At 73.9% G+C, this 22,120-nt stretch carries 23 protein-coding genes; 16 read left to right on the plus strand and 7 right to left on the minus strand.

Annotated features, from left to right (window positions below; all coding sequences use genetic code 11):
• Positions 1-65: 65 nt before the first annotated feature.
• The 10 genes from sigK (at position 66) to ACQEVM_RS15175 (ending at position 9,346) form a co-directional block, all read left to right on the plus strand.
• Positions 66-674 carry an ECF RNA polymerase sigma factor SigK gene (sigK, locus tag ACQEVM_RS15130; protein ID WP_433078874.1) on the plus strand — a complete coding sequence of 203 codons (609 nt, stop codon included), beginning with the start codon at positions 66-68 and terminating at the stop codon, positions 672-674.
• Entirely contained in the window at positions 671-1,480 is an 810-nt protein-coding gene (locus tag ACQEVM_RS15135) for an anti-sigma factor domain-containing protein (RefSeq protein WP_433078876.1), read from the plus strand. The genes sigK and ACQEVM_RS15135 overlap by 4 nt, the downstream gene beginning before the upstream one ends.
• Positions 1,481-1,588: 108 nt before the next feature.
• Positions 1,589-2,671, plus strand: a complete 1,083-nt coding sequence (locus ACQEVM_RS15140) for a polyprenyl synthetase family protein (RefSeq protein ID WP_433078878.1) — start codon at positions 1,589-1,591, stop codon at positions 2,669-2,671.
• Between the two features lie 101 nt (positions 2,672-2,772).
• Positions 2,773-3,405 (plus strand): hypothetical protein, encoded by a 633-nt coding sequence (locus ACQEVM_RS15145; protein ID WP_433078880.1) that lies wholly within the window; start codon positions 2,773-2,775, stop codon positions 3,403-3,405.
• 105 nt (positions 3,406-3,510) lie between these two features.
• Positions 3,511-3,750, plus strand: a complete 240-nt coding sequence (locus ACQEVM_RS15150) for a ferredoxin (RefSeq protein WP_433080023.1) — start codon at positions 3,511-3,513, stop codon at positions 3,748-3,750.
• A complete protein-coding gene (locus tag ACQEVM_RS15155; RefSeq protein WP_433078882.1) occupies positions 3,743-5,134 on the plus strand; it encodes an NAD(P)/FAD-dependent oxidoreductase in 1,392 nt (463 codons plus the stop codon). The genes ACQEVM_RS15150 and ACQEVM_RS15155 overlap by 8 nt, the downstream gene beginning before the upstream one ends.
• Before the next feature lie 24 nt (positions 5,135-5,158).
• Positions 5,159-6,400 (plus strand): cytochrome P450, encoded by a 1,242-nt coding sequence (locus ACQEVM_RS15160; protein WP_433078884.1) that lies wholly within the window; start codon positions 5,159-5,161, stop codon positions 6,398-6,400.
• A gap of 196 nt (positions 6,401-6,596) precedes the next feature.
• Positions 6,597-7,028 (plus strand): hypothetical protein, encoded by a 432-nt coding sequence (locus ACQEVM_RS15165; protein ID WP_433078886.1) that lies wholly within the window; start codon positions 6,597-6,599, stop codon positions 7,026-7,028.
• A gap of 94 nt (positions 7,029-7,122) precedes the next feature.
• The gene (locus tag ACQEVM_RS15170) at positions 7,123-7,968 is read left to right on the plus strand and encodes a class I SAM-dependent methyltransferase (RefSeq protein WP_433078888.1); all 846 of its coding nucleotides are present in this window, start codon (positions 7,123-7,125) and stop codon (positions 7,966-7,968) included.
• Between the two features lie 187 nt (positions 7,969-8,155).
• The gene (locus tag ACQEVM_RS15175) at positions 8,156-9,346 is read left to right on the plus strand and encodes a Gfo/Idh/MocA family protein (protein WP_433078890.1); all 1,191 of its coding nucleotides are present in this window, start codon (positions 8,156-8,158) and stop codon (positions 9,344-9,346) included.
• A 40-nt stretch (positions 9,347-9,386) separates the two neighbouring features.
• Here the strand turns inward: ACQEVM_RS15175 and ACQEVM_RS15180 are convergent, their stop codons facing one another.
• On the minus strand, positions 9,387-9,620 hold the full coding sequence (locus ACQEVM_RS15180) for a hypothetical protein (protein WP_433078892.1): 234 nt from the start codon (positions 9,618-9,620) through the stop codon (positions 9,387-9,389).
• 222 nt (positions 9,621-9,842) lie between these two features.
• Here ACQEVM_RS15180 and ACQEVM_RS15185 point away from each other — a divergent pair, with 222 nt between their 5' ends.
• Both ACQEVM_RS15185 and ACQEVM_RS15190 read left to right on the plus strand, forming a co-directional pair.
• Positions 9,843-10,136: a hypothetical protein gene (locus ACQEVM_RS15185; protein ID WP_433078894.1), complete on the plus strand. Its 294-nt coding sequence runs from the start codon at positions 9,843-9,845 to the stop codon at positions 10,134-10,136.
• 370 nt (positions 10,137-10,506) lie between these two features.
• Positions 10,507-11,058, plus strand: a complete 552-nt coding sequence (locus ACQEVM_RS15190; protein ID WP_433078896.1) for an STAS domain-containing protein — start codon at positions 10,507-10,509, stop codon at positions 11,056-11,058.
• 40 nt (positions 11,059-11,098) lie between these two features.
• On the opposite strand, the gene ACQEVM_RS15195 is transcribed toward ACQEVM_RS15190, so the two are convergent.
• The 5 genes from ACQEVM_RS15195 to ACQEVM_RS15215 all read right to left on the minus strand — a co-directional run bounded on the left by ACQEVM_RS15195 (position 11,099) and on the right by ACQEVM_RS15215 (position 14,683).
• Positions 11,099-11,485 (minus strand): VOC family protein, encoded by a 387-nt coding sequence (locus ACQEVM_RS15195; RefSeq protein WP_433078898.1) that lies wholly within the window; start codon positions 11,483-11,485, stop codon positions 11,099-11,101.
• Positions 11,486-11,728: 243 nt separating this feature from the next.
• On the minus strand, positions 11,729-12,526 hold the full coding sequence (locus ACQEVM_RS15200) for a 3-hydroxybutyrate dehydrogenase (protein WP_433078900.1): 798 nt from the start codon (positions 12,524-12,526) through the stop codon (positions 11,729-11,731).
• Between the two features lie 110 nt (positions 12,527-12,636).
• Positions 12,637-13,143, minus strand: a complete 507-nt coding sequence (locus tag ACQEVM_RS15205; RefSeq protein WP_433078902.1) for a GNAT family N-acetyltransferase — start codon at positions 13,141-13,143, stop codon at positions 12,637-12,639.
• A gap of 101 nt (positions 13,144-13,244) precedes the next feature.
• Positions 13,245-13,844: a sigma-70 family RNA polymerase sigma factor gene (locus ACQEVM_RS15210; RefSeq protein WP_266952898.1), complete on the minus strand. Its 600-nt coding sequence runs from the start codon at positions 13,842-13,844 to the stop codon at positions 13,245-13,247.
• 143 nt (positions 13,845-13,987) lie between these two features.
• Entirely contained in the window at positions 13,988-14,683 is a 696-nt protein-coding gene (locus ACQEVM_RS15215) for a hypothetical protein (RefSeq protein WP_433078905.1), read from the minus strand.
• A 171-nt stretch (positions 14,684-14,854) separates the two neighbouring features.
• Between ACQEVM_RS15215 and ACQEVM_RS15220 the strand changes: the two genes are divergently transcribed.
• Together ACQEVM_RS15220 and ACQEVM_RS15225 are read left to right on the plus strand one after the other, a co-directional pair.
• Entirely contained in the window at positions 14,855-16,069 is a 1,215-nt protein-coding gene (locus ACQEVM_RS15220; RefSeq protein WP_433078907.1) for an MFS transporter, read from the plus strand.
• Entirely contained in the window at positions 16,066-17,157 is a 1,092-nt protein-coding gene (locus ACQEVM_RS15225) for a sugar ABC transporter permease (protein ID WP_433078909.1), read from the plus strand. Before ACQEVM_RS15220 ends, ACQEVM_RS15225 begins: the two co-directional genes overlap by 4 nt.
• Before the next feature lie 21 nt (positions 17,158-17,178).
• Here the strand turns inward: ACQEVM_RS15225 and ACQEVM_RS15230 are convergent, their stop codons facing one another.
• The gene (locus ACQEVM_RS15230) at positions 17,179-18,306 is read right to left on the minus strand and encodes an acyl-CoA dehydrogenase family protein (protein WP_433080025.1); all 1,128 of its coding nucleotides are present in this window, start codon (positions 18,304-18,306) and stop codon (positions 17,179-17,181) included.
• 274 nt (positions 18,307-18,580) lie between these two features.
• Between ACQEVM_RS15230 and ACQEVM_RS15235 the strand changes: the two genes are divergently transcribed.
• Positions 18,581-20,440, plus strand: a complete 1,860-nt coding sequence (locus ACQEVM_RS15235; protein ID WP_433078911.1) for a CoA transferase — start codon at positions 18,581-18,583, stop codon at positions 20,438-20,440.
• Positions 20,437-22,092: a class I adenylate-forming enzyme family protein gene (locus tag ACQEVM_RS15240; protein ID WP_433078913.1), complete on the plus strand. Its 1,656-nt coding sequence runs from the start codon at positions 20,437-20,439 to the stop codon at positions 22,090-22,092. The genes ACQEVM_RS15235 and ACQEVM_RS15240 overlap by 4 nt, the downstream gene beginning before the upstream one ends.
• Positions 22,093-22,120: the final 28 nt, after the last annotated feature.

Below are 22,120 nucleotides of genomic sequence, written 5' to 3' on the forward strand. Positions count from 1 at the left end.
ATGCGCCCGGTCCCCAACGGTGATGGGATCGGAAGCCGGTGCACCGGAAGGAGCACGGACCTCCGATGGCGGACAGGACGGACAGGACCGAAAGGGCGCAGAGCCCGGACGACGTGAACGACGGCCCGGCAGACGGGCCGGACGAGCTGCTCCTGCGGGTGGCCCAGGGCGACGGAGAGGCCTTCGCCCCCCTCTACGACGCCGTGTGCGGCCCCGTGATGGGGCTGGTCTGCCGGGTCCTGCGGGACGAGGACCAGGCGGCGGAGGTGACCCAGGAGGTGATGATCGAGGTGTGGCGCACCGCCGGCCGGTTCCGCCCGGAACTCGGCACCGCGAAGGCCTGGGTGATGGTGCTGGCCCACCGCCGGGCCGTGGACCGGGTACGTTCCGCGCAGGCACGTGGCGCGCGCGAGGAGAAGGCGGCCCTCCTCGACCGGATGCCCGCCTTCGACGAGGTGGCTGACGAGGTCGAGGGCAGGGAGGAGTACCGGCAGGTACGCCGCTGTCTGGACGGCCTGACCGCCCCCCAGCGGGAGGCGGTACGGATGGCCTTCTACGAGGGGATGACCTATCGGGAGGTGGCCCGCTCGCTGGAGTCGCCCGAGGGCACGGTCAAGTCGAGGCTCCGCGACGGACTGCACCGGCTGCGCGACTGTCTGGAGGCATCCCGATGAGCATCGCGCCCGACCCTCACGCCCCGCTCGGCGCGTACCTCCTGCACGCCATGCCGCCCGACGAGGAAGCCGCCTTCGCACGACATCTGGCCGGCTGCGTGTCCTGCCGCCGTGAAGCGGCCGCGCTGACCCCCGTCGTCGCGGACCTGAGCGGCTCACCCCCGATGTCGCCCCCCGCCGACCTGCGCCGCACCGTCCTCGAACGCATCGCGGTCACCGCCCAGGAGCCGGCCCTGCCACCGGTCGTGGTGCCGCCCCCGGCACCCGTCGCCCCGCACGCCCCGGGCGCCATCCGGTCCGGCAACCGCTCCGGAGCCCGCCCGGGGCGACGAGGACGCTGGGTCCTCGCGGCGTGTCTGGCCGCGGCCGTCGCCTTCGGAGGCATCGCCCTGTGGCAGCACCAGGAGGCCGAGCAGGCACGGAGCAGCCTCATCGAGTCCACCCGTCGCACCGGCCCCGTCGCGGAACTCGCCGACGTGCTCGCGGCCCCCGACGCGAAGGTCAGCGCCGCGCGGTTCGAGGACGGCGCCACCGGCTGTGTGATCGTCTCCCGCAGCGAGAGCAGGGCCGCCTTCATCGCCTCGGGGCTGCCGAAACTCCCCGATGGCCAGGTGTACAAGCTCTGGTACGACGACGCGGGCACCACCCGCGCGGCCGGCACCCTGCGCGGCGGCGGCAACTGGCACGTCAAACTCCTCGACGGGCCCGTCGAGCAGGCCACCTCCGTCGGCGTCACGGTCGAATCGGCCGCCGGTTCCGTGGGACCGACCTCCGCACCGGTCGGTGTGATCGACATCCCGGCCTGAGAGGCGTGAGAGGTCTGAGAGGTCTGAGGATTCCGAGATTCCGAGGAGCCCGAGAGACCATCGGCGCCGGCCGCCCGGGCCGTCCGCGGACACCCGATACTGATCTTCATGGACGCCACGGCCACCGCCACCACCCTGGAACGGATATCCGGACACCGCAGCCGGTTCGACACGCACTTCGCGCGCTACTTCGACACCCTCGGGGAACGGCTCGACACCCCGCCGATGAGCCGGTTCACCCCCCGCTGCCTGGAACTCCTGAGGGACCTGTCCCTGCGCGGTGGCAAACGGCTGCGCGTCGTCCTCCTCCACGAGGCGGCCCGGCTGGTCACCACCGACGAGGTGCCGGGCCTGACGGAGGCCGCGCTGAGCATCGAACTGTTGCAGACCCACGGACTCGTCCACGACGACATCATCGACGAAGCGCCGCTGCGTCGCGGCGGTCCGTCGACCCACCAGTCCTACCGCGAGGAGTTTCCCGACCACGCCCCCACCGCCCTCGGCCTGGCCGTGCTCGCCGGGGATCTCGCGGCGTTCCTCTCCATGCAGGTCCTGCTGGAGGCCGACGTCCCCGCCGAACTCCGCCAGAGCCTCCTGGGCGTACACCTGAGGACCGCCGCCGAGACGGTCGTGGGACAGATCGTGGACCTGGAGCGGGACACCCACGCACGGCCCGACGAGGAGTTCCTGCACACCGTCACCGACTTCAAGAGCGCCCGCTACTCCCTCCTGGCGCCGCTGACCATGGGACTGCTGGCCGCGGGCGAGGACCCGGCGCCGCACCACGAACGGCTGCACCGGTACGCACGCCTGGTGGGGATCGGGGAGCAGATGCGCGACGACCACCGCGACCTGTTCGGCGACGACGCGCATGTCGGCAAGTCGACGGGGGCCGACATCCGCTCCGGCCGCCGCACCTACGCCGTCGCCGCCGTACTGGCCCGTGCGACCCGGCCCGAGGCGGCCCTCGTGGAGTCCGCACTCGGCGACCCGCACTGCACCGACGCCACGATCGCCCGGATCCGGGACATCGCCCGCCGCAACGGTGCCGACCGGTGGCTCCGCGACGAGATGCGTTCCCACGCGCGGGCCGCCGCGGCCGAGGCCGCCTCCTGGGAGGAGCACTGGCGCCCGGAAGCCGTCGCCTTCTTCCGCACCCTGCCGACGTGGAGCATGGACCGGACGGCCTGACCCACCCGTTCGTCCGTCCTGCCTCGCCCGGGCGGTCCCTCCCGTCACCCGACCGCCCGGCCCCGCTGGCACACCGGGCCCGAGCCCGGCTTGCTGGAGCCATGAGACACGGACCACCGGGCAAGAGCCCGGCACAGAGCCTGAGCACCCCGCGTGCCGCGGGCGTGGCGGGGATCGTCTTCGCCCTGCTGCTGGCGACGGCGATCGTGCTCGCCCGGACCGGTCTGCCCGCCGGGGCCGACGGCGACGACATCGCCGTCACCTCGGGCCAACGGAGCGCCATCACCGCCGCGGTGGAACTCGTACCGTTCGCGGGCATCGCCTTCCTCTGGTTCATGGGCGCCGTGCGCACACACGCCGGCGAATCCGAGGACCGGTTCGTCGCCACCGCCTTCCTGGGCAGCGGCCTGGTCTTCGTCGCCTCGCTCTTCGGGGCCGCCGCGGCCGCCGGAACGGTCCTGGAAGCCACCGAACCGCAGGCCTTCGGCCGCCACTTCGCGTACACCCTGCTGACGACGTACGCGATGCGGATGGCCGCCGTCTTCGTCTTCGCCTCCTCCACCATGGGGCGCAGGCTCGGGGTGTTCCCGCGCCCGCTGACCCTGTTCGGCTACGTCGTCGGCCTGGTCCTGCTGGTGTTCGGCTCCACCCTGCCGTGGTCCGAGATGGTCTTCCCGGCCTGGTGCCTGCTGGTCAGCGTGTACATCCTGCGGGCGGGCCCGCGCCCCGCGTGAGACCCCCGCCCGTCACCCCAATGGCTTTCCGGGCGCGCCGTCGCCGGCGCCGCCGCGCACGCTGGATCCGGTAGCCGCGGGGATCACCGAAAGGACCGCACCTTGTTGAGGCTTGTCGTCGACCTGAACCGGTGCCAGGGGTACGCCCAGTGCGCATTCCTCGCGCCCGACGTCTTCGCGATGCACGGGGACGAAGGACTGCTCTACGACCCGGAGGCCGAGGAGGCGCAGCGCGAGCGCGTCGCCCAGGCCGTCGCCGCCTGCCCCGTGCAGGCGATCCTCGTGGACGAGATGGACATGGCCGCCGCAGGGCGCGCCGCGAGCGGGGAGGCCCCCCATGCCTGACGGGTCCCTGGACCGGCTGAAGCGAGAGGGGCGGATCGTCGTCGTCGGCGCGTCGCTCGCCGGTCTGCGCGCCGCCGAGACGCTCCGGGACAAGGGCTTCGAAGGCACGCTCACGATGATCGGCGACGAGCCGTACGAGCCGTACGACCGGCCGCCCCTGTCCAAGCAGGTCCTGCTGGGCAAGGCCACCGCCGAGCACACCGCGCTGCCCCGCCGACGCGAGATCGACGCCGAGTGGCGGCTCGGCGTCCCGGCCAGTGGCCTCGACATGGCGGCCCGGCTCGTCAAGCTCGCCGACGGCGACGAGGTGCCCTACGACCGGCTGATGATCGCCACCGGTGTTCGCGCCCGGCCCTGGCCGAACGAGGCCGAGGCCGAGCTCGACGGGGTCTTCGTGCTCCGTACCCGCGACGACGGGGCGGGGCTGGCCCGCCGGCTCGACGCGGGCCCCAAGCGGGTCCTGGTCATCGGCGCCGGGTTCACCGGCTCCGAGATCGCCTCCGCCTGTCGCGAGCGCGGCCTGGAGGTCACCGTCGCCGAGCGCGGCGACGCCCCCCTCGTCGGCGCGCTCGGCGGGGTGATCGGCGCCGTGGCCGCCGAGATGCACCGGGAGAACGGTGTCGACCTGCGCACCGGGGTCATGGTCACCCGGCTGGAGGGCGACACGACCGGACGGGTCCGCTCCGCCCACTTCTCGGACGGCACCACCCTGGAGTGCGACGTCGTGGTCGTCTCCCTCGGCGCGCAGCGCAACACGGAGTGGCTGGCCGGCTCCGGCCTCGGAGCGGGCCCGCGCGGCATCGCCTGTGACGCCGGCTGCCGGGCCTTCGACGTCCGGGGCATCGTCACCGACGACGTCTTCGTCGCGGGTGACGTGGCGCGCTCCCCGCACCCGCTGTTCGGTTACCAGTTCCTGTCGCTGGAGCACTGGGGCAACGCCGTCGCCCAGGCGGAGACGGCCGCGCACAACATGCTCAGCGAGAGCAGCGACCGGCGCCCCCACATCTGGGTGCCGGCCTTCTGGTCCTCGCAGTTCGGGGTGAACATCAAGTCGGTCGGCGTGCCCTCCATGGGCACCGAGGTCATGATCACCCAGGGTTCGCGCGCCGAGCGCCGCTTCACCGGCGTCTACGGCTACCAGGGACGCGTCATCGGGGCCGTCACCTTCGACAACTGCCGCTGGCTCCAGTTCTACGAGCAGCAGATCGAGGCCACCGCGCCCTTCCCGCCGCCGTTCCCCACGGTCGACAGGCGCTCCGACGGGCAGCGGCCGATCCCGGCCGACTTCCCCGACCCCTCCGTGCCCACGCACGGCCCCACCATCACCCTCAGCGGGTACTCGCCGGCCGACCGCCGGATGACCTTCACCCCTGCCGGGCACTGACCCGCGCGCCCCCGGAGGACCGACATGGCCGAAGGCATCCTGAAGCAGATCCTGGACTACTCGAACCGCGCGAACCCGTACCCCCTGTACGAGGAACTGCGCAAAACCCCCGTCTTCCACGACGGAACCGGGCCCTACGTCATCAGTACCTATCACGACATCCAGAGCCTGCTGCACGACCCGCGGCTCAGCTCCGACGCCCACAACCTGACCGCGACGGCCGGCGACCCGCTGGCCGACGACGAGGGCGGGGGCGAGGAGACGGCGCTGCCGCCGAGCTTCCTGAAGCTCGACCCCCCGGAGCACGACCGACTGCGACGGATGACGAACCGTCCCTTCGGGCCGCCCCACTCCCCGCACCGCATCGACGGGATGCGCGACGACCTCCACGGCATCGTCACCGGGCTCATCGACAACCTCGGCGACCCCGGCCGCATCGACCTGGTGGACCAGTTCGCCTACCCGTTCCCCGTCACCATGATCTGCCGGCTGCTGGGCGTGCCGCGCGAGGACGAGCCCCGTTTCCACAGCTGGGCCGACACCATCGCCGCCGGCCTCGACCCCGACCCCGATGCCGACCCGGCCGAGCGTCTGCGGGTCACCCACGACGCCCGCATGGAACTGGGCATGTACCTGGCCGGGTTGATCGAGGAGCGGCGCAAGAACCCCAAGGACGACATGCTGTCCGAACTGGCCGCCGGACACGGCCAGGACGACACGATGAGCACGATGGAACTGCTCAGCACCTCCGCCCTGCTGCTGATCGCGGGCCACGAGACCACCGTCAACCTCATCACCAACGGCATGCTCACCCTGCTGCGCCACCCGGACGTCCTGGCGGACCTGCGCGAGAACCCGGAGCTCGCCGTGCCGCTGGTGGAGGAACTGCTGCGCTACGAGCCGCCGGTGCAACTGCTGCCGCAGCGCACCCCGCTCGTCGACGTCGAGATCCGCGGCGTCACCATCCCCAAGGGCTCCTCGATGTGGCTGGTCCTGGCCTCGGGCAACCGGGACCCGGACCGCTTCGAGGACCCGGACCGCTTCGACCCGTACCGCAAGGACATCCAACACCTGGGCCTGGGCAGCGGCATCCACAGCTGCTTCGGCGCCCCGCTGGCGCGGCTGGAGGCGCAACTCGCGCTCAGCGAGCTGGCCCGCCGGCTGGACAACCCCCGACTCATCGAGGACCCGCCGCCCTACCGCCAGAACGCGGTCCTGCGCGGCCCGCGCCACCTGGAGATCACCTGCGACGGGATCCGCCCCTGACGGAGTCCCGCCCGTCCGTCGACAAGCGCCGGTCCGCCCAGGTCACCGGCGCTTGTCGCATGCCCGGGCGAGCGCTTTCCGGGTCGGTCCGCGATTGCGGGCCTCCTCGCCCTGTGCCAGCGTGGAGAGCCGGGGAGCTCGGGGAACGGGGGGAGTGGGACTTCATCCCGGCAAGCATCCCGAAGAGGGGAAACACATGAAGCGCGTTCTCAGCACAGCCGTGGCCACCGCGGCCACCATCGTCCTGGCCGCCTCGGGAGCGTCCGCCGCCTTCGCGGACCCGAGCGACGACCCGAGCAGCGCCGCGGCGGAGTTGTGCACCAATCTGACCGAACTCAACGCCGACACGGCCGCCCTGCGTGCGCTCAACCCCGCGAACGCCACCAAGGACCAGATCAAGGAAGCGTACGAGGACGTCCAGAAGAGCTGGCAGGACGTCGAGAAGTCCACGGCCACCTGGGACGCCGCGAAGAAGGAGTCCGTGAAGAAGGCCTCCGATGACCTGAAGAAGGCCTACGAGGGCCTGCCCGGCGACACGACCGGCAAGGACGCCGTGAGCAAGCTCGCCCCGAACGTGAAGACCCTGGACGACGCGGTGAAGTCCGCCAAGAGCGGCCTCACCTGCTGATCGAGGGAGCCCGAACGCCGCGAAAGCCGCCGGGACCACCGGCGGCTCTCGCCGGATCGACACCGAACCCCGCTGAAACGGCGGTGAGTTGAACATGCGCGCACAGCCCAGGCCCGACGGGCCGACACCCGGGGCCCGTGCCGCGGGCCGGTACGGCGAGGACGTCTTCCCACCCGATCTGGTCGGCGAGGGCGACCGCATCGACCTCGGCGCGCTCACCTACGACGACATCACGATGGCCCGCTTGCGCGATCTCGGCACCGGACCGGGATGGAACTGTCTCGACCTGGGCGCCGGAACGGGCACGGTCAGCCGGCGGCTGTTGCGGGAGGAGTACGTCGACTCCGTCCTCGCCGTCGACCGTGACGTGCGTTTCCTGACCACCCGTCCCCTCCCAGGACTCGACGTCATGGAAGCGGACATCACCGCCCCGGACTTCGACCCCGGCCGCCGATTCCACCTGGTCCACGCCCGGTTCGTCCTCATGCACCTTCCCGACCGCCCACGGCTGATCTCCTCGCTCGCCCGACTCCTGCTCCCGGGAGGGACGTTGGTCGTCAGCGACGCCGTCGACCCGAACGACGACGCCGGCGCGGACGCGACGCCGTACACCCGGGTCATGCGGGCCATGTGGCAAGGCCTGCGGGACACCATCGGCACCGACGTCTCCCGCATCACGGACCACCCCCACCTGCTGCGCGCCGCAGGACTCACCCGGGTGGGCGCCGAGATCCGGGTACCTCCCCTGCTCCCCGGAAGCCCCATCAGCCGCTTCTGGGCGGACACGTGGGACCGGGCGAGAGCGGCGATCGTGGCGACGGGACAGGTGGACGACGCGGCCGTCGACGCGGCCATCGCCTACCTCGACTCGCCCGACTGCGCCGATCTGTCGGCCGGCATGCTCACCGCCTGGGGCCGGCGCGACCCCGGGCACCGCTGAACGCACCCACCGAACGCACCCGTCGAGGACGCACGCCGAACGCGCCCGGTGAGGGCGCCGGAGCACGGGCCCCGGGGTGAGGGCCCGCCGTGAACGCGCCCGATTGTGGGACCCCGGCGAGGGGAAGCGTCACGAGGCCTGCCGGCGCCGCCGCCGGTGACCACGTTCGACGCGAAGGAAGTCGACCTTGACCGACATCCGTATCGGTGTCCTCGGATACGGCCTGCGCGGAAGCCTCGCGCGCACCGCCCACCGCCCCGGCCGAGGAGCCGCCGTCACCGCCGTCGCGGACCCCGACCCGCGCGCCCGCGCCGCGGCGGCAGCCGCCTTCCCGGACGCGCGCGTCACCGCCGACCACCTTGAGGTGATCGGGGACTCCGGCATCGACGCCGTCCTCGTCCTCACCCCCGACCACACGCACGCCGACCTGGCCTGCCGGATCCTCGAGGCCCGCAAGCCGGTGTTCGTCGAGAAGCCCCTCGACATCTCCGTGGCCGCCTGCGACACGATCCTGCGCACCGCCCGCGAGACCGGCACGCGGTTGTACGTCGGCCACAACATGCGGCACATGCCCGTGGTGCGGTTGATGCGCGGGCTCATCGACGGCGGCGCCATCGGCCGTGTCAGGACGATCTGGGTCCGCCACTTCGTGGGCTTCGGCGGGGACTGGTACTTCAAGGACTGGCACGCCGAACGCCGCTACACCACCGGCCTGCTGCTCCAGAAGGCGGCGCACGACATCGACGTCCTGCACTGGCTCGCCGGTTCCTACACCCGAGACGTGCAGGCGATGGGCGACCTGATGGTCTACGGGGAGAACCCGCACCGCCGCGCCCACGGCGAACCCAAGCACGAGGACTGGTACACCCACGACGGACACTGGCCGCCGCACACCCAGCGGGGCCTCAACCCGGTCATCGACGTGGAGGACGTCTCGCTGCTGAACCTGAGACTCGCCAACGGAGTCCTGGCCGCCTACCAGCAGTGCCACTTCACTCCCGACTACTGGCGCAACTACACCGTCATCGGTGATGCCGGTCGCCTGGAGAACTTCGGTGACGGCCCGGGCGGCGAGGTACGGGTCTGGAACAGCCGGCGGTCCGGGTACCGGGCCGTTCCCGACGCCTGCCACACCATCGCCGCGCCCTCGGACGGCGGGCACGGCGGCGCCGATCCCCTCTTGATCGACGAGTTCCTGCGTTTCGTCCGCCACGGGGGAGCCACCGACACCTCTCCCGTCGCGGCCCGCATGGCGGTCGCCGCGGGCTGCCTCGCGACCACGTCGCTGCGCGACGGGGGCATCCCGCGACGCGTGCCCCCGCTCGACCCGGGGCTCGTGGCGTACTTCGAACGGGGCCAGTGCCCCGAAGCCCGCTGACCGCGCGCACCGGAGACCCGGGCGCGCGGTCCGGCGGGGTTCAGTCGCCCGCGCTCGTGGGGGACAGGGGCTTCGTGGAGTCGTGCACGGCCTTGCCGAAGGCGTCCATGCAGGGAGCGCAGTAGCGCTCCGATCCGGACTCGGTCATCGACTTCGCGGCCTGGTCAGGGCCGAGCTGGAAGCCGCACAGGGTGTTGAGGGTCGCTTCCTTCGCGATCACGTGCCACAACAGTTGGTGGCGGTCGGAGGTGGACTCGGCGCGCATTTCGTACATGGGCGTACCCTTCCGTGCTCGACGCGGGCAGCGGGACCGGCGTGGTTTCCATGAGAGCCCCCTGTGAGCGATGGGGCCAATGGGGGTAGACCAAGAGGAGGGAAATGAGGTGGAGGAGGTTTGAGCGGGGGCGCCGGTGGCGATTACCGTCGGCCGGCGCGCGGGCCCCGTGTCAGGCCTCCTGCGTCTCGCCGATCGCTGACGGAAGGAGGTGGATGCCGAATGGCCTGGGCTTCTTGGACGACCACGGGGATCTACCCGGAGGCCGGCGGTGTCCGCACCACCGAGGTGGGCGTCATCTCCGGGAACCTGACCGTGCACACGACCTGGACGGGTGCACAGGCACAGGTGGCGGTTCAGTACAGCGGTTCGTCGGACTGGTTCACCCTGTCCGGCAGCCCGGTGGAATGCATCTCGGAAGGAGAGAGCCGGGACCTCCATCAGGCTGTGGTCGAGACGGTACGCGCAGGTGGAGGGGCCGAGGTTCCCCTCCACTGGGCCAGACGCGCCGCGTGAGCCCCGCCCGCGGCCGAGCCTCTCGCAGGCCCGGCCGCCGTACGGGCCGCCCGCGGAGATTCCTCCGGCCGGCTCGGGGGCCGAACGGGTGAGCCGGCCCACCGCGACCTCTGCCCGCCGCGTGGCAGCCACCGGACGTCGACCGGGGCTCCCGCGCGCCGCCGTCCGGCACGCGCCACGATCCGGTGACCGGGACGGTCGAGGGTGACGAGCGCCGGGACACAGCCTGATAACGCGGCGCGACCTCCCGTCGGGCAGGATCGTTCACCCCGGTATGACGCCCACGCGCCTTGCGGCAACCACGTCCGTCCGGTCGCCCGCGCCGCTCCGGCCGACCGGAGGACGGCCGGAGAACACGCCCATCTACGACATGCTCGTCGCACAGTGGTTCCGGGACGGCCGGCAGGTTCCCCGTGACACCGGGCAGGGCCCGCGCGACACCGGATCGACGGCCGCCGCGCGGGCCGCCGCCAAGGGCTACGCCTTCGAGGTCACCGCCGTCCTCGCCGGCGGCACCGTGGTGATCACGGCCTGCGGTGAGATCGACCTCGGGGCCCTGGAGGGCCTCGACCGGATCCTGGGCACCCTGCCGACCCCGGCGGCAGTGGTCCTGGACCTGGCCGGCGTCACCTTCATGGACCTCGCGGGCCTGCGGTTCCTCGTCCGGCTGCACGCCCGGGCCGAGCGGCACGGCGACGACCTGGTGATCCTGGGGCTGCGGGGTCAGGCCGGGGACCTCTTCACCCTCGCCACGGAACTGCGCCTGGTCCCCGCGATCCGGCACGCGCGTGCGAGCGACCCCCGGGGCGCGCGGCGGGTCCCGGCCGATGCCGGACACACCGCCGGTCGGGGGCGGGTCGCCGGCCGGACCGCGGGGGCCCCGTCCCCGTCGGCCACGGGCGGTGTGCCGGCGCGGAGCTGACGACACCGGCGCGCGTGCGGGACAGGGGGCCGCTACGGCTTCAGGGGCGGAACCGCAGGGGATGGTCGGCGGGCACCTCCACCACGGCGATCCGCACGCCGTCCGGATCCGCGATCCACATCTCGATCAGGCCCCACGGCTCGCGCAGCGGTGGACGCAGCACCTCGACGCCCCGCGCGAGCAGCTCCTCGTGAGCCTCCCGCACGTCCGCGACCTGGAGCCACAGGCGCAGCCCGGGCGCCGGCGGGGTGTCGGCGCGGCCCGAGAGCTCCAGGAAGCCGCCGCCCAGGAAGTAGACGACCCCCCGCTCGGGTCCGGTGCCGAACTCCCGGTGGACGGCGAGCCCCAGGGCCTCGCCGTAGAAGGCACGGGACCGTTCGGGGTCCGTGGGTGTCAGGAGGATCCTGCTGCCGAGTACGTGCACCATGCGGACGCGTCCAGTCCTGCTCGGGGCGGTCCGCCGGGACGCGGCCGGGCCGCCGTGGGTGGCCGAAGGGGTGAGAATCGCAGCCGGTCCGGCGGGAGTCCCGACCGGGCGAGGAGCCATGGCACATGATGGCGCGTGAACGGACCCCCGGACCCCGAGATCCGAGGGTCCGTTTGGCGTGTCGGGCCGACACGCGGGGGCGCGACCCGCCCCGGGCGGAGCCGCCGGCAGCGGTCACCGCGTTCAGTTGGCGCCCCAGCCGCCGTCCAGGGAGATCGAGGTGCCGGTGACGTAACCGGTGTGGGGGCCGCAGAGCCAGAGGACGGACGCCGCCACCTCCTCCGGTTCGATGAGCCGCTTGATCGGCGAGCGGGCGAGCAGCACGTCGGACAGGACGTCCTCGGGGCTCACCCCGTGGGCCGCCGCCTGATCCTGGAGCTGGCCCTCCACGAGGGGCGTACGGACGTAGCCGGGGCTGACGCAGTTGCTGGTCACCCCGTGCGCCGCGGCCTCGATCGCGGTGACCTTGCTCAGTCCCTCCAGGGCGTGTTTGGCCGCCACGTAGGCGGACTTGTACGCGCTGGCCCGCAGCCCGTGCACGCTGGAGATGTTGACCACCCGGCCCCAGCCGGCCGCGTACATGTGGGGCAGCACGTGGCGCAGCAGCAGGAAGGGCGCCGTGACCATCACCTGCTGGATCAGGGCGAACCGCTCCGGGGGGAACTCGGTGATCGGGGCGACGTGCTGGAGACCCGCGCTGTTGACCAGGATGTCGACACGGGTGGGCAGGGCGGAGATGGCCGCCGGGTCCGCCAGGTCGACGACGTGGGCCTGGCCGCCGACCGCCTCCGCGACCTCGAGGGCCGGTCCCCGTGCTACGTCGACGACGTGCACGGTCGCGCCGGCCGCGGCGAGGGCGACGGCGCAGGCCCGGCCGATCCCGCTGCCGGCGCCGGTCACCAGTGCGACCCGCCCCCGTTGGTCCGTGCCGACCGGATCCGGGGCCGGTGGGGGATGGGGGAGGGAGAGTCTGCTCGTCATGCGGGAACACTAGGGACGCCGCCCGTCCGCCGCCCATGGCGTTGCCCCACACAGTCCGGGCCCCCGACATGGTGCGACCGCCCATGTCGGGGCCGGGCGCGGCGCGCGGCTCACAGGTCCCGACGCATCGTCACCCGCGGCCACCGGTCGAGGCCGTGGGCCGCCTCCCGCGCGCGAACCTCCCGCAGGCCGGGGCCCAGGGAATCCTCCGAGGGGATCCGGAAACCGCAGCGCGCGTAGTAGGGGGCGTTCCACGGCACTTCGGCGAACGTGGTGAGCGTCAGGGCCGCGAGCCCCTCGGCCCTGGCCCGGTCCGCCAGGAAGTCCAGCAGCGCGCGCCCGATGCGGCGGTGCGCGCTGCCCGGGTGCACCGACACCTGCTCGACGTGCAGAGCGTCGTCCACCCGGTCCGCGATCAGGTACGCCACCGGTAGGTCCGCCCCGTCGGCCGCTACCCAGGCCGATCCGGCCCGTTGGTGACGGGCGAGTTCGGCGAGCGGAAGCGGTTCGTCCGCGGCGATCTCCACCATGCCGATCTCACGGAAACACTCGCCCGCCGCCCTCTCGATCTCCTGGAGGAGCGGCAGTTCGGCGGTGCGGACGGCTCGAATGCGCATGCGCGCATTCTCACCCGGCCCCCGCGGCGACGCCGCACGCTTTTCGGGCGGCTCCGTGCCGGGCACGGACCGGCGACGGGGTGGTCACCGGCCCGCGCCGATCACGCGCGCAGGAGCGCGATCAGCGACGTACGGGCCCGCGCCACCCGGGAGCGGACCGTGCCGATCGGACACCCCAGGGCGTCGGCGGCCTCCGCGTAGGGAAGGCCCAGTACCTGGGTGAGGACGAAGACGTCGCGGCGGTCGGCGGGGATCGTGGCGAGGAGTTCCGCCAGCGCGATGCCGTCCTCGAACCCCGGCAGATCCAACGGCTGGGTCTGCTCGGCCGCCGTCTGCCAGTCGTCCCGCCCGGAGAGCCTGGGTCGGGCCGCCTTGTGCCGCAGGCTGTCCACCACCGTGCGCCGCGCTATCGACAACAGCCAGGTACGGGCGGAGGAACGCCCCTCGAAGCGGTGCAGGCTGCCCAGGGCCCGCAGGAACGTCTCCTGGGTGAGGTCGTCGGCCGCCTGCGGGTCCGCGCTGAGGTAGGCGACGTAGCGCCAGACGTCGCGCTGCAGGGCGCGGACGAAGCGGTCCACCGCGTCGGGGTCGCCGTCACGGGCGGCGAGAGCGAGCCGAGTGGTGGGCTCGTCCGATCCGGCGGTGTGTCGCGCGGGCGCCGTCTCGGCGGTGATCGGACGCGGGAGCAGGGCAGGGGTCATCGCCTGATGTCCTTCCGGGAATCCGGATGTGCCGCCGCGCCGATCGGGGGCGGCGGCGCCGGTGAGGGGTACGGCCCGCCGAACGGCAGGACCGATGCCCGGTGCGCGCGGCCGAGTGCCGTCGCCGTCCGGGGAGCCGGCTGTCAGATGACAGCGATCCCCTGGGGCGGGCCCCGTGAGGTGATGGCGTGGACGAGGAGCAGACCGCGCAGCGGCCGGGACCGGTGGTCCCGACGGATCCGGACCCGGGGGCGGTGCGCGGGCGGGGGAAGGTGGAAGAGGAGCCCGAGGGGGACGCGGATCCGGCCGACCACCGCGCGCAGGACACGGAACGCGCCCTGTTCGCCGTAGGCGAGCCACAGGCCGCAGAGCAGTGCGGCGAGGAGGTGGGCACTGAGCATGCCGGTCGACGAGATGTCGGCCATCCCGGCCGTGCCGCCGGGCGCGGGGCCCCCCGCGGCCCCGTTCATCGCGGTCGCGGCGCCCGAGGGGACCGCGCCTGCCATGTGGTGACCGGCGTGGACCATGACGGCGCCGTGGGACATCGCCCCCGGCGGGTGGGTGAGGCCGCCGCCGGCGGCGGTTCCCGCCTGGGCCAGCGAGAACCCGTAGTGCAGGGCGCCTTGGACGGCGACCGCCGCCGAGGTGACGGAGAACAGGCCCCGCTCGTGACCGGCGAGGACCCAGGCGCTCGCTCCGACGCCGGCGAACCCCGCCGCCATGGCCCACCAGGGGACGGCCCTGTCCGACATGAGGACGTGTCCGAGGGCCGCGAGCAGCACGCAGGTGGCCGCGAACATCGCGGCCCGCAACGCTCGGCAACATCGACCTGGTGTCATGGCGGGCTCATCGTCGCACTCCCTTCACGGCATCCCCAGAGCGGCGCCCAAACTTGCCCCGACCTGACAAAAAGTGGTGTGTCGCACGCCACAACAGGGCTCCGGAACCACAGAGTCGGCTCCCTCGACTCCTGTCCCGACCGCAAGGCCGACCGAGGAACGGGGCAACGGGTGGCGGATCGACAGCAGTCGGCGCGGGAGACGGGACCGCCCCGGGGCGATCACCGGTTGACCGCCCTCCTGACCTGCGCCATGGCGTTCTCCATGCTCCAGTTGTTCCTGCTCGGCGCGCTCGGACCGCGGCTGGTGGACGAACTTCACGTGTCGACGACCGTGTTGGGCCTGACCACGACCATCGGTTTCGGCACGGCGGCCGTACTGTCGCCGTTCGGCGGTCGGCTCGTCGACCGGATCGGGCCGCGGCGATCCCTCGTGCTCCTGCTGCTCGTCTCCGGCGGGGCGCTCGCGCTGATCGGCTCCGCGCCCGGACCGGGGTTCCTGCTCGCGGCCGTGGCCCTGGGCGGACTGCCCCAGGCGCTGGCCAACCCGGCCACCAACAAGGCGATCCTGGCCGCCGTCTCCCCGGCCCGGCGCGGCGCGGTCACCGGGACGAAGCAATCCGGGGTCCAGGCGGGGGCCTTCGCGGCGGGACTGCCGCTGGCGGCGCTGGCCGGCGGGGTCGGGTGGCGGGCCGCGGTGTGGACCGCCGCCGCGAGCGCCGCGATCGTGGCGTTGTGGGCCTGGCGCGCGCTGCCCGCCGACCCGCCCGCGAGGACCGCCCCTTCGCGGTTCTCCCCGGTGCCCCGGGGCGCCATCGCCTGGCTGGCCGTCTTCTCCGTCTTCCTCGGCTCCGGGATCGCCTCGGTGAACACCTACGTCGCCCTGTTCGGCGCCCGACGGCTCGACTTGGGTGCCACGACAGCCGCCGCCCTCGTCGCCGTCCTCGGCGTCGCGGGCATCGTCGGCCGCATCTGCTGGGCCAAGGCGGCCCGGCCCGGGCGGGCCGAGTGGCTGCCCGGGCTGCTGGCGGCCGGCGCGGTGGCGGCGGCCGGGCTGCTGGCCGCGTCCCTGTGGGCGCCGCCGCTGGTCTGGCCGGCCGTGGTGGCGGTCGGGGTGTTCGCCGTCTCCGGAAACGCCGTCTCGATGGTGCTGGTGATGCAACGGGCCGCACCCGGGCGGGCCGGGCAGGAATCGGCGCTCGTCTCGGCCGGGTTCTTCGCAGGGTTCGCGCTGGGGCCGCCGTTGTTCGGCATGCTCGCGGAGGCCGGCCGGTACGGCGCCGGTTGGTTGCTCGTCGCCGCCGAGTTCACGGCCGCCTGCGCCGTCGCGACGTCCTGGGCGGTACGGGAGCGCGGTGCGCGGGCACGGGCCGCGGTGACGACGTGAGCGCGGCGTCCTGGGCCGACGCGGCGCTGGACGGCGTGCTCGACCGGGTGGCCGGCACCCGCGCCGAGGTCGGGGAGCGGTTTCCGCTGTACGCCGACCCGGACACCGGACGGTGGGTCACCACCGGGCGGGGCGCGTGGACCGGCGGGTTCTGGGCCGGGTTGCTGTGGCTGCGGGCCCGGCACACCGGGGCCGAGGAGGACCGGGCCGCCGCCTCCGCGTGCACGGCGCGACTCGCCGACCGGTTGGACGACGACACCGCGACCCGCGGGCTGATCCTCTGGTACGGCACCGCCCTCGCCGGCGGCGACCCGGTGGCACGGGACCTGCGGGTCCGGGCGGGGCGGGCCTGCACCGCCGCCTTCGACCCCGAACTCGGCGCGGTGCCCTGGGGATCGGCCTTCGGCGGCCCCCGCATGCTGCTCCGGGTCGACGGGGTGCCCGGCACGGCGCCGTTGCTCGCCGCCGCCGGCCCCGCCGGGGAGCGGGCCGCCGCGGCCCACCTCGAACGGCACCTCGACCTCTGCCTGGGAGAGGACGGCGCCGTGATTCCCGCCTGGCGCTTCGAGAGGGAGACGGGCCCGCGGAGGTGCGAGGACCCGCCGGTCGGCTGGAGCCGGGGCCGGGCCTGGCTGCTGCTCGCGGCGGCCGACGCGGTGCACCGACCCGCCGTCCCGCGGAGGCTCAGGGAGCGGTGCGCCGCCGCGGCGCAGCTGCTGGCCGGCGGGACGACGGGAGCCGCGCCGCCCCTCGTGCCGTACGACCGCGAGCCCGGGGCCGGGACCCGGCCCGGTGGTCCGCTGGACACCTCCGCCGCCGCCATCACGGCCGTCGCCCTGCTGAAACTGGGGCGCGCCCCCGGGCCCCGGGCCGCGCGGCACCGGGAGCGGGCCGTCGCCATCCTGCGCCGGTTGACCGACGCGCACCTGACCCGGCCCCGCGGGGTCCGCCCCGGGGGCATGCTGCTGGACGGCTGCTACGACGCGGGGCGGGGCGTCGCGACCCGCCACGAGCTGATCTGGGGTGACTTCTTCCTCGCGGTGGGGCTGGCCGAGCTGACCGGGCGGGTCGACATCCGAGAGCCCTGACGCGCCCGGTCGGGCACCCGCTCAGGCGCGGTGCTCGCGCAGCACCCGGCGTGCCACCGAGCCGATGTGGAGCTCGTCCGGGCCGTCCAGGATCCGGGCGGCACGACCCGTGCGGAAGAGGGCGGGCAGCGGGGTGTCGGGACCGAGCCCCGCCGCGCCGTGAATCTGGATGGCCGAGTCCGCCACCTGCTGGAGCATGCGGGCGGCGGCCACCTTGGCCAGCCCGACCTCCACGTGCGCGTCCAGCCCGGCGGCGATCCTGTCGGCGGCCTCGTACACCAGCGGACGGGTGCCACGCAGGGCCAGCAGCGCCTCGAACACATGCGACTGGACGAGCTGTTGCGCGTCGAGCGGCCCCCGGGACCCGGACCGGGAGGCGGCCCGCGCGCACATCAGGTCGAAGGCGCGCCGGCCCTGACCGAGCCAGCGCAGACAGCGCAGGGTGCGGCCGAGCATCAGCCGTTGCGCCGCGATGACCAGGGCCTGGCCGGGTGCGCCGAGCAGGTGGTCGTCCGGTACCCGGACCCGGTCGAACTCGATCTCCCACTGGCCGGACGCGCCGAACACGGGCAGTTCGCGCACCACGCGGAAGCCCGGGGAGGCCGTCGGGACCACCAACAGCGAGAGGCCTTCGCGGTCGCCCGGCTCTCCGTCCGTACGGGCCAGGACCGTGACGAGGCCGGCCTCCGCCGCGCCCGACGTGAACCACTTGCGGCCGGTCACGACCCAGCCGCCCTCCTCCCGCACGGCGCGGGTCGCGGTGAGCGACGGGTCGGTGCCGGGGGCGTCCGGTTCGGTCATGGCGTAACAGGCCCGCGACTCCCCGGCCGTGAGCCGCTCCGGGTACAGCCCGCGCACCCGCGCCGAGCCGTGCCGCAGGAGCATCGTCACGTCGAGCAAGGACGCGGAGCCCAGTGCGGCCGGCCCGTGATCGCTCGCCCCCTCGGCCTCGGCGATCCGGGCGTACCGGGCCAGCGGGAGCCCCTGACCCCCCGCCTCGACCGGCAGGGGCAGCGCCCACAACCCCTCCGCCCTCGCGAAGTCGTTGAGCTTGCGCAGCGAGGCGGCGGCCGCCGGGCCGCCGGCATCCAGTACCTCCTCCTCCGGGTACACCCGGCCCCGGACGAACTCCGTGACACGCTCCCTCAACCGCTCGGTGTCCGCGTCGGTTTCGAGGGGTCCCGTGCCGCCTCCCTCTTCGACCGGACCGTCCACCGAACCATCGACCGAATCGTCCGTCACGTCACCCACCGCGTCGTCCACCACTTCGCCACACACCGCTTTCCTTCATTCGAACGGGAACCCGAGGGAACGACAGTCCGACTCTCTTCCCGTGGAGCTGGTCGGGTGCGCACCCGACCCGGTTCCCGCGTTCCGTACATCCCGGGGCCGGCCACCGCCGCGCCAGGACAAGAGGAGAGGCATGGCCTCACCAGTCACCGCACAGATCGTCCGACCACTCGAAGGGCTGCGACTCGACGTCTGCGGACCGCCGAGGCCGAAGGGTCCGGACCGGCCGAAGAGCCCCGTCGGGCCGACCGGAGTGACGGGCCCTGCCGGGATGACCGCGCTGACCATGCTGGTCGCCGGACACCTGCGCCTCCTCGGCGCCGAGACCGGTACCGGCCGCCGCGACGACCGCGGCGCCCGACTCGCCCTCACCGGAGGCGACTTCGCCCGGCAGGAGGCCCACGCGCGCTGGTCCGCGAACCCCGCGCACGGCATCACCGACGAGGCCACCGCCCAGGCCGCCACCGGCATCATGGCCGTGCACGGCCGCCGCGAAGGCGCCCCGCGCGCCCTCGCCGTCGACTACGCGACCACCGCGACCGCCCTGCTCACCACCCAGGGACTCCTCGCCGGCCTGCTGGGCCAGGCCAGAGGCGGCCCGGCCCAACGGATCGGGACGAGCGTGGACCGGGCCGGGCTGCTCACCGTGTCCCAATACCTCGCGGCGGCCGGGGCCGACGAGGGCGAGGCCGCCGAACTCGCCCCCGGCGGACCGCCCTTCACCTCCGTCGACGGCAGGCTCTTCGAACTGGAGACCCTGGACCCGGGGGCCTGGGCGGCCTTCTGGCGGTCCCTCGACGCCCCCGCCGACGCGATCCGGGCCGGCTGGCGGCCCTTCCAGTTCCGGTACGCCACCGCCTGCGCGCCCTTCCCCGAGGCCTTGCACCGCACCGCGAACGCCCACACCTGGGCACGGCTGAGGCAGGCCGCGGCACGCTCCGGCGCCGAGGTGTGCCGGCTGCGGACCCTCGCCGAGCGCGCCGCCGAACACGACGGGGCCGCACCCTGGACCCTGGCCCCGTACGGCTCCGGCGACACTCCGCGCCACCGTCCCACGCCGCCGCCCCCGTTCGGGAAGCCGCTGGCCGGCATCACGGTGCTCGAAGCGGGACGCCGCATCCAGGCCCCTCTCGCCGCGCACCTGTTGGGCCTGCTCGGCGCCGAGGTCATCCGGATCGAACCGCCGGGCGGGGACCCGCTGCGCGGCATGCCCCCCACCAGTTCCGGACTCTCCGCCCGCTGGCTGGCCCTGAACCGGGGCAAGAAGGCCGTCGAGGTGGACATCAAGTCGCCCGGCGAGCGGGCCCGGCTGCGCGAGATGGCCGCCGGGGCCGACGTGTTCCTCCACAACTGGGGCCCCGGCAAGGCGGCCGAACTGGGCCTGGACTGCGCCGACCTGGCCGCCGTGAACCCCGCACTCGTCTACGCGTACACCGGCGGATGGGGCACGGGCCGGATCGACGACGCCCCCATGGGCACGGACTTCATGGTCCAGGCCCGTACCGGCGTCGGCGAGGCGGCCCGCCCCCGCGACGAACCTCCGGCGCCCTCGCTGATGACCCTGCTCGACGTCCTGGGCGGGCTCCTCGGGGCACAGGCCGTCCTCGCGGGGCTGCTGACCCGCGAGCGCGGCGGGCAGGGCGTCCGTGTCGACTCCTCGCTGCTCGGCGCCGCCGACATCCTCACCGGCCCCGCCCTGAGCCGGGCCCGGAACGGCGGGCCGATGCGCCGGCCCGCCGGATTCCGCGCCCCGCTGCGGACCGCCGACGGTTGGATCGTCCCCGCCGACGTCTGCGCGGCGGCGGCCGGCGCCTACGACCTCAGAGAACTGTCCACCGACGAGGCGCTCGCGCAACTGCGTGACCACGGCCTGTCCGCGACCGCGGTCACCACCGACCTGGCCGACCTGCACCACGACCCGCGTTTCACCGGCTCGATCAGCCGGGACGCGCACGGTGCCCCCGCCGTTCCCGACCCCTGGAGCCACGCGTGACCGTCATCCTGCACGACCTGCTGCCCGCCGACCTCCGCCGCTCCTGGGCCGTGGACGGGACCTGCCCCGACCTGGACCTGTACAGCCTCTTCCGGGCCCGCCAGATCGCCGACCTGCACCGCACCGCCGTCATCGACGCCAAGGGCGCGCTCTGTTACACCGCGCTCGACCGCAAGGTGCGCTCCTTGGCCACCGGCCTGCGGGAACTCGGCATCCGCCCCGGCGACGTCGTCGGCGTCCAACTCCCCAACGGCCGCCACGCCGTCATGGCCGACCTGGCCCTCGCCGCCCTCGGCGCGGTCGCGCTGCCCTTCCCCGTCGGCCGGGGCGGCATGGAGGCGGAGAGCCTGTTGCGCAGAGCCGAGGCCGTCGCGGTCATCGCCTCCGTCGAACACCAGGGCAACCGGCACGCCGCCGACCTGCGCGCCCTGCTCGCCACCCTGCCCGCGTTGCGCCACGTCATCGCCGCCGGGCCCGGCACCGCCCCCGAGGGCACCGTGGCGCTCACGGGGCTGCTGCGCGCGGACGCGACCGCGTTCGTGGCCGCGCGCCCGGACCCCGACAGCGCGGCCCGCATCCTGGTGTCCTCCGGTTCGGAGGCGGAGCCCAAGATGATCGCGTACTCGCACAACGCGCTCGCGGGCGGTCGCGGCAACTTCCTGGCCTCGTTGATGCCCGACGCCGCGGCTCCCCGCTGCCTGTTCCTCGTACCGTTGGCGTCGGCGTTCGGCTCCAACGGCACCGCGGTGACCCTCGCCCGCCACGGCGGGACGCTCGTCCTGCTCGACCGCTTCACCGCCGAAGCCGCGCTGGCGGCCGTGCGCGAGCACCGGCCCACCCACGTCCTGGGGGTGCCGACGATGGTGCGGATGATGCTGGAACATCTCGACGAGGAAGGCCCCGACGCCGGCGCGCTGCCCTCACCCACCGCCCTGGTCCTCGGTGGCGCGGCCCTGGACGAGACCACCGCCGAGAGCGCCGCCAAGGCCTTCGGCTGCCCCGTCGTCAACCTGTACGGTTCGGCCGACGGCGTCAACTGCCACACCGGGCTCGGCGAGGACACCCCGGAGGCCGACGACGCGGGAGTGGCGGCCGGGCGGCCCGACCCCCGCGTCGCCGACATCCACATCATCGACACCGAGACCCGTGAGCGGCTCCCCGACGGACAGGTCGGGGAGATCATCGCGCGCGGTCCGATGACCCCGATGTGCTACGTGGCCTCGCCCGAGCTCGACGCCCGGTACCGCACCCCGGACGGCTGGGTCCGCACCGGAGACCTCGGGCTGATCGACGACGACGGCGTCCTGCACGTCGTCGGTCGTCTCAAGGACATCGTGATACGCGGCGGCGCCAACATCAGCCCCGCCGAGGTCGAACGGGAACTGGCGTCCCACCCCCGGGTGCGGGACGTGGTGTGCGTCGGCGTGCCCGACGAGGTGATGGGGGAGCGGCTCGCCGCGTGCGTCGTCGCCCGCGGTCCGCAGGACCTCACGCTCGCCTCGCTCGCCGGACACCTGACGCGGCGCGGTCTGGAGCGGCGCAAGCACCCCGAACGCCTGCTGGTCGTGGGCGAACTCCCGCTGACACCCGCGGGCAAGCCCGACCGCACGGCGGTACGCGAACGCTTCGGCAGGGTCACGGCCGACGTGTAGGCCGGACGGCGACGGTGGGGCGAGGACG

It is taken from the genome of Streptomyces sp. CA-243310, assembly GCF_050936775.1.
GTDB lineage: Bacteria > Actinomycetota > Actinomycetes > Streptomycetales > Streptomycetaceae > Streptomyces.